This window comes from Brasilonema octagenarum UFV-OR1 (genome assembly GCF_963888615.1).
GTDB lineage: Bacteria > Cyanobacteriota > Cyanobacteriia > Cyanobacteriales > Nostocaceae > Brasilonema > Brasilonema sennae.
Map to the genome: position 1 here is coordinate 21,604 of NZ_CAWPKW010000352.1, position 6,292 is coordinate 27,895.

Consider the following 6,292-nt stretch of genomic DNA (forward strand, 5'->3'; position numbering starts at 1 on the left):
TCATATTATTTCAACTCACTGCAATCGACATTTGGGCACTCTGATTCCCCAAGCTATCCACTCCACACACAGTATAAGTTCCTGGTTCAACAGTCGCAAAGGTTATAATGAAGCGTGTTCTAACTCAGTTTGCGGTTGTGGTGGGACGACAAGGTAGTCAGAGGGAATTTTTTGCACCTCACCCATAAAAAAAAGCGCTTGATACACAGAAACTGCTACATCGGCGCGAGTTGCTGGTATATTGGGCTTGAGTAATTTTGTATTTGGGTAACTAGCTACAAGACCTGCACTTGTGGCAATTGCAACCTGAGTTATTGCAGAATCAGGAATTAGATTGGTATCGTGATAAATCTCTTGAAGGGTTGCAAGCTTCTCAGGCTTTACTTTTAAGGCAAGATCCAAGCCTTTTACCAGAGTCAGCAAAACTTCTAATCGAGAAATCCTACTGTCAGGAAAGAAGCGATCATTGAGAAACCCATTTAGAAATCCTATTGCATAAGCTGTTTGAATAGCTTTTGCTGCCCAGTGATGAGCCGCAACATCGATAAAACGAATATAGTCCCGTTTTTTCTTAAGTTTTGTAAATGTCTTAGTAAGAATAACAGCAAATTCAGCACGGGTTACTGAAGTGTCAGGGCGAAACGTCCTATTGGGAAACCCGGTGATAACCCCTTCATTCGCTAATGATTCTACAAATAAGCGTGCCCATTGATTTTGAATATCCCGAAAGGATTTAGGAGTAGATGCCATTGTCGCTCCAAGCTAGCTATTTTCCTGATGTTCTTGCTATGTATTATTTTTCCCATCAGCAGAAAACGGGAATTATTAGCTTGGTGATCCACGATCACGCTCAAATTCAAATTGTTTTGACGAGAGAGGCTTAATGGTATAGCAACAGACATATCGTTTAGGACATCGTATTTCTCTTAAGAGGGAACAGGGAACAGGGAACAGGGAAATGTCCTAACAATTATGGCGACTGCTATAGTTGTATAGTTGCATCATCTGATAAATGTCTTAAGATGGGATGATGGTAACACAAGGATGAAAAAATCCAACAAACAAAACCTGTTCCATACTGAACCATAACAACTAAAGATATGGGTTGTACTGAGAAGAGTTTTTCACTGCCTTCAGTACGTAAAATCTTTAAGGTTGGAAAAGACGAAAGTAGCCGCACAGCCTAGAAATAAGTTGAGGCGGGTAGGACTGTTTGAACCAGTCAAAGTGCGTTCAGCACAGAATAATGTTGAGTAGTAGGACTTTTAGTCCACATAGCAACATCAGTTCAAAATCCTGGTTTTTCAAAGCCAGGAGAGTTTAATATTAACTATGTCTTTAGTTTCCACAATCAAAAGTATATACACTGATGGTGCTTGCACAGGCAACCCTGGCCCTGGTGGTTGGGGTGTGGTTGTCTATTTCAGTGATGGTTCGATTCACGAAATGGGCGGTGCATCCTCCCGAACGACTAACAATAAAATGGAGATGCAAGCTGCGATCGCCGCCCTCCAATTTTTGCAAGACTCAGGACAAAATGAAGCCATCACCCTCCACACCGACAGCGAATATCTGATAAACTGCGTGACAAAATGGGTGAAAAGCTGGAAAAGGAAAGGCTGGAAAAAGTCAGATGGAAATCCTGTGCTGAACCAAGACCTGTTAGAAATCTTAGACGATCTTAATAGTCCACGAGTTAGATGGGAGCATGTGCGGGGTCATGCAGGTAATATTGGTAACGAACGCTGTGATACGATCGCCCGCGCCTTTGCCAATAACAAAACTTTGTCCTTGCAACAACAAAACTTTTCTTTGGAACAAAAGAACGGTCTAAGTATATCAAGAGTATCAGATTCGGAAACAAATCCTACAATCATTAACACAAAGAAAGAAGCAATCACTACTCTTGCAACAGATATAACCAATATGGAACCACAAACCCACTCTCCTAGTTCCGCAAATGAGGAATTACCCCGAGAAATCAGGGTAACACAACTGCGCAACTTAGTAGAAACTCTCCGCATTGCGGACGAAATTGCCGAGAAAGGTTACCTGATCACAAGTTCTGAACTGGCAGACTTGATGGATGTTCACGCCAGCGCTGTTACCAGTCGTGGAGACGAGTGGCGCTGGCGAAACTGGCTTGTCTCACGGGTGCGGCGTGAAGGTAATCAAATTCTCTGGGAATTGGAACGGGGCGATAAGGTAGAAAGTGAGACGGAATCGTGAAGTATCCCAACAAAATCCCCTGTTTGTTGGGGTAAGAACTTACGCGAGTCGTTAAACAATCAGCACTTCAGGACTCATCACTGAGTACTGTACTTACGTCCTCGCCACTCTTTAGGGGTACGGAATGCAGATAGATAAATCCGTAGCACCGCGATTGGATCAGCCAAAGGCGAAAGCCAGAACAACCAACCGCCTTTTGCTTGATTGCGATCATAGGAGGGTGCGATCGCAAAAAGCATAGCAAAGCGAATCAGCAGTAGAAAAAGATTCAGTACCACCAGGAAAAGCAGAGGAGCAGGGGAGGTATTGAGCAGTGGAGAAAAAAAGAGGTAGATGAGGACAACTACAAGCGGTAAACCTTGAACTGCTGTGAGGAGCCATAAATCTCCCCAAACTTGAGCACGGGACGAAGCGTCTTTCAAGTCAAGGCTTCGCCCCCATTGTTCCCAAGTTTCCATTGCTCCCTCATACATCCTTACCTTGAGCACTTTTGCCCCATCTAAAAAGCCAACTTTATACCCAGAGGCAGCTATGTTCCGTGCTAAAGTGACATCATCACAAAAAGAACCTTTCGCACTCGTATATCCACCCACAGCTTTTAGAACAGAGCGACGGCACAAATAGCATTGTCCATTCGCCATCACTCGTTCTGACTGCTGAGCATTCACACCAGCAGGATTAAATCGGTAAAGCAGAGTCATCAACAAAGCTGGTTGTAGCCAGCACTCTCCTGGATATTTGAGAATGAACTGGGGTGAGAGAGAAACCAAGTCATAGCCTTGAGTTTCTGCTGTCTTCACCAAACCCGCAACCAAACCAGGTGATGGTTGTATATCAGCATCCATACCCAGAAACCACTCACTCGCCTCACAGGTGTGCAAAAAGCCGTAATGCAAAGCCCAAGGACGCCCCACCCAACCAGTTGGTAAGGGATCATCGCTCATCAGGCGAAAGCGAGGATCTTTTTGCTGTGCGGTTTTGACTAACTCAGGTGTGCCATCACTAGATTTGCTATCTACAATGATTATTTCTCGGACTTCATAGCTTTGGTGAGAAATCCCGTCTAGCAAAGGGGCAATACGAAGAGCTTCATTTAAGGTAGGAATGACGACACTCACACACCCCAAAAGTTCTGGTGTGGATTTTTGGGGTGTAATGGGAGGATGGCGGCTAGGTCCTTTTAACAGACGCGACAGCAAAATTGCTGTTGCGCTTAGTTGGATGAGCAGTAATAACAATGAAAGAGCACTTGCGAAACTCAACGCGTCTTGCACAGCAAAATACCTGGGGATGGAAATCAAAGCTTTATTTGACAGCAACTTTGACGCTTGCTACAGTAACTTCGGTTGTTGGTGCAACAGCAACATTAGCAGATGCAGCAATTGATCTCCACCAAAGTACTACAGCTGGAACTACGCCCAAGACAAAGCCTAATGAAACTGGGATAGCAAATCCAGCTGCTAAGCTCAGTCCTGCAGCAAAAGCAAAATTGCTAAGATAAACGACTAAGGGGACATTGAGTTGCGATCGCTCCAATTTTATGGGCGTGTTTCTCCACAGCAATGCTGCCACGCTCATAAACAGGGCGCTAGTGCCAAACCAACCCGCATAATTTTGATAGGGTGTTCCAAAGAACTCACCTGGATTTTCCCAAAACCAAAAGGGGAGAGATGTTTGACTCATGGCTGGTTCCAATGCAAAGTCCCAGCAGGTAAAAAGCAAAGCGCCCAATGCTATAGCGCCTACTTGGCCCACTAAACTGGGATTTTGAGCTACCCTCAAACCAGTACGAGCAATCAGGTAAGCAGACAAGCCCACATAAAACCAGGATAAGGGAATTGTAAATGGCACAAGCCCCGCAATCTTATATCCTAAGCCACTCAAGTAACTGTAGTATCCAAAGGGAAATCCAGTACTTGTGCCCAGTAATTCACTGCCCACCGATATTAATACAGATGGTAGTAGAAACCCTAGCCAAGTGCGCCATCCCAATACTCGATATGCATAAATGGAGACGGCTATTGTCCCCAAAATAATATCTACCACACCACCATCAGCCATACTCAACTGCATGGCTTTTTGTCCAACCTCTCCTGAATTGAAAATTGTTTCGGCATTAGGTATGACCAATAGAATGCCTATTAGTCCAAAAGCCTTTGCCAAGATATGACCAGTGAGGCATACACGCTGAGCGATAACAAGTTGTCTCATGATAATCCCTTAACAAGACATGATACGCGGCTACAAAGCTTGTAATAGTTTACAAATGTTTAAGAAATTTTTTAATACTTTGAGCGGGAATTTTTTGCAAACTGACCTTGCTTTCTTTATGGAAAGCATAACAGCCTCTTGATAGAAGGTAAAAAAAATATGATAATAAACATATAGTTTAAGCTATTCAAGCCATTATCTATCAATTAAATTGGCTTTCCTGTGACGGCTTATAGTGTTGCGATTCATGCTTTGCTACAAAGCAGTACGTATATGCTTTAGATAGCTGTGAAATTATAGCTTATTCTGTATGTTGGGAACAACTAATGTCAATCTCGAAAAGACCGCCTTTGCTTTCCCTAGCATTACTACTGCTTACTTACACCAGCACTGGGTGGATAATATCTAAAATATACACTCCTTGGTATATGTGGCTACTGGCTGTTATTGCTATCTTACTTATCACGGGAGGTTTAACGATTTCCGGGACAAGGCTTGCAAACTTTTCTTTATTGTTATTCAAATCAAATCTTAGGTCTTTTGGTCTTAGCGTTTTAGCGGCTTTCTTGTTTTTTTTAATGATAGCCAGGTTTCGACTATTTCTTGATACGTTGCTCATCGTTGCTGCGACTGCATTAGCAAGGATGGATCTTCAAACAGCTGGCTTTAATCAAGGACAAACCTTTTGCTTGTTGTCTATCTTGTGTTTGACGAGTTTAGCCTTAGGTGCGTTGATTCATAAGTTGATTTAACTCAACAGTCCATAGTTGCTATGGACTGTTAGGTTTAACTAATGACTAGCTTGCAACTGCCTCGGCTGGTGCTGCAACTGGATAAACGCTAACCTTTTTACGGGTTTTGCCCTTGCGTTCAAATGTGACTACGCCGTCAATTAAAGCAAACAAAGTGTCATCTTTGCCAATACCAACGTTGTTACCAGGATGAAATTTAGTCCCGCGCTGACGCACTAAGATATTTCCCGCCCGGACAACTTCACTACCGTAGTGCTTTACACCCAGTCTTTGAGCGTTAGAATCACGACCGTTGCGTGTACTACCTGTTCCTTTCTTATGAGCCATAATTTCCTCTTGTGTCTCTACTTGTATCTATTATTCAGCAGCTGTTTCTTCAGCGGGTGAATTCTGGGCGACTGGTTGTGCTACAACATCGACAGTCTCTGGAGTTTCAGTTGTTTGGGCTGGTTCTATAGTCACCTCAGTTGCTGCATTTAAGGCGATCGCCTTTTCTTCGGAAGCAAGCACCGAACCGTCGAGGCTAATTGAATTAATCAATAATCTAGTGATTTCCTGGCGATGACCCCGTTTTTTACGAGTTTTCTTTTTCGGTTTCATCTTATAAACCAGGACTTTGCGACCTCTTAGATGCCGCATCACCGTGCCTTCTACCTTTGCTCCTCCCACAAGCGGCTGTCCTATGGTGACTTCGCCGTCGTGCTGCACTAGCAATACTTTATCTATAGTAACTTTCTCGTCTGGTTGAACATGCAGCAGTTCAATGTCATAAAACCGACCAGCTTCGACTTTTACTTGCTTGCCGCCGGTTTCAATAATTGCGTAGGTCATAAAATTGTCCTTGAGGTTGCCGTACAGGTAGCTGGACTATATGCTCGTTAAGACTGCTTTCCAGCTTTCGTATTGCCTTTACCTGATCCGAGCAGGATTGAGACACACAATCTCTCAATATACCTCAATGACTACAAGTATGTCAAAATAAATAAGGATTAACTCTTGACCAAGAAAAGGGTGTAGGGGAGCCAGTACTGCCAAGAGTTGTGCCTTGCGGAGCCAGTACTTGATGAGGGTTTCCCGACAGAGGTATCTGGTGAGACCAG

General features: G+C 43.7%; 8 protein-coding genes. 3 read left to right on the forward strand and 5 right to left on the reverse strand.

Going from position 1 to position 6,292, the window contains the following annotated elements; all coding sequences use genetic code 11:
• Positions 1–102: 102 nt before the first annotated feature.
• Positions 103–750, reverse strand: a complete 648-nt coding sequence (locus AC5590_RS31705) for an S-layer homology domain-containing protein (protein WP_169267229.1) — start codon at positions 748–750, stop codon at positions 103–105.
• On the opposite strand from AC5590_RS31705, the gene AC5590_RS31710 reads away from it, so the two are divergent.
• Together AC5590_RS31710 and rnhA are read left to right on the forward strand one after the other, a co-directional pair.
• Positions 744–884, forward strand: coding sequence for a hypothetical protein (locus AC5590_RS31710; protein ID WP_169267230.1), 141 nt, complete (start codon positions 744–746; stop codon positions 882–884). The genes AC5590_RS31705 and AC5590_RS31710 overlap by 7 nt on opposite strands.
• A gap of 448 nt (positions 885–1,332) precedes the next feature.
• Positions 1,333–2,229, forward strand: coding sequence for a ribonuclease HI (rnhA, locus tag AC5590_RS31715; RefSeq protein ID WP_169267231.1), 897 nt, complete (start codon positions 1,333–1,335; stop codon positions 2,227–2,229).
• Positions 2,230–2,306: 77 nt separating this feature from the next.
• Here rnhA and cruG read toward each other — a convergent pair whose 3' ends face one another.
• Together cruG and cruF are read right to left on the reverse strand one after the other, a co-directional pair.
• A complete protein-coding gene (gene cruG, locus AC5590_RS31720) occupies positions 2,307–3,503 on the reverse strand; it encodes a 2'-O-glycosyltransferase CruG (RefSeq protein ID WP_169267232.1) in 1,197 nt (398 codons plus the stop codon).
• A gap of 31 nt (positions 3,504–3,534) precedes the next feature.
• A complete protein-coding gene (cruF, locus tag AC5590_RS31725; protein ID WP_169267233.1) occupies positions 3,535–4,440 on the reverse strand; it encodes a gamma-carotene 1'-hydroxylase CruF in 906 nt (301 codons plus the stop codon).
• A 326-nt stretch (positions 4,441–4,766) separates the two neighbouring features.
• On the opposite strand from cruF, the gene AC5590_RS31730 reads away from it, so the two are divergent.
• Positions 4,767–5,192 (forward strand): hypothetical protein, encoded by a 426-nt coding sequence (locus tag AC5590_RS31730; protein ID WP_169267234.1) that lies wholly within the window; start codon positions 4,767–4,769, stop codon positions 5,190–5,192.
• A 45-nt stretch (positions 5,193–5,237) separates the two neighbouring features.
• On the opposite strand, the gene rpmA is transcribed toward AC5590_RS31730, so the two are convergent.
• Positions 5,238–5,519: a 50S ribosomal protein L27 gene (gene rpmA, locus AC5590_RS31735; RefSeq protein ID WP_169267235.1), complete on the reverse strand. Its 282-nt coding sequence runs from the start codon at positions 5,517–5,519 to the stop codon at positions 5,238–5,240.
• 30 nt (positions 5,520–5,549) lie between these two features.
• Positions 5,550–6,023, reverse strand: a complete 474-nt coding sequence (gene rplU / locus AC5590_RS31740) for a 50S ribosomal protein L21 (protein WP_169267236.1) — start codon at positions 6,021–6,023, stop codon at positions 5,550–5,552.
• Between the last annotated feature and the right edge of the window lie 269 nt (positions 6,024–6,292).

Bases quoted from the DNA above. Each gene is read 5' to 3' on its own strand.
- AC5590_RS31710 (WP_169267230.1), top strand. From the start codon at position 744: ATGCCATTGTCGCTCCAAGCTAGCTATTTTCCTGATGTTCTTGCTATG.
- AC5590_RS31705 (WP_169267229.1), bottom strand. From the start codon at position 750: ATGGCATCTACTCCTAAATCCTTTCGGGATATTCAAAATCAATGGGCA.
- rnhA (WP_169267231.1), top strand. From the start codon at position 1,333: ATGTCTTTAGTTTCCACAATCAAAAGTATATACACTGATGGTGCTTGC.
- cruF (WP_169267233.1), bottom strand. From the start codon at position 4,440: ATGAGACAACTTGTTATCGCTCAGCGTGTATGCCTCACTGGTCATATC.
- AC5590_RS31730 (WP_169267234.1), top strand. From the start codon at position 4,767: ATGTCAATCTCGAAAAGACCGCCTTTGCTTTCCCTAGCATTACTACTG.
- rpmA (WP_169267235.1), bottom strand. From the start codon at position 5,519: ATGGCTCATAAGAAAGGAACAGGTAGTACACGCAACGGTCGTGATTCT.
- rplU (WP_169267236.1), bottom strand. From the start codon at position 6,023: ATGACCTACGCAATTATTGAAACCGGCGGCAAGCAAGTAAAAGTCGAA.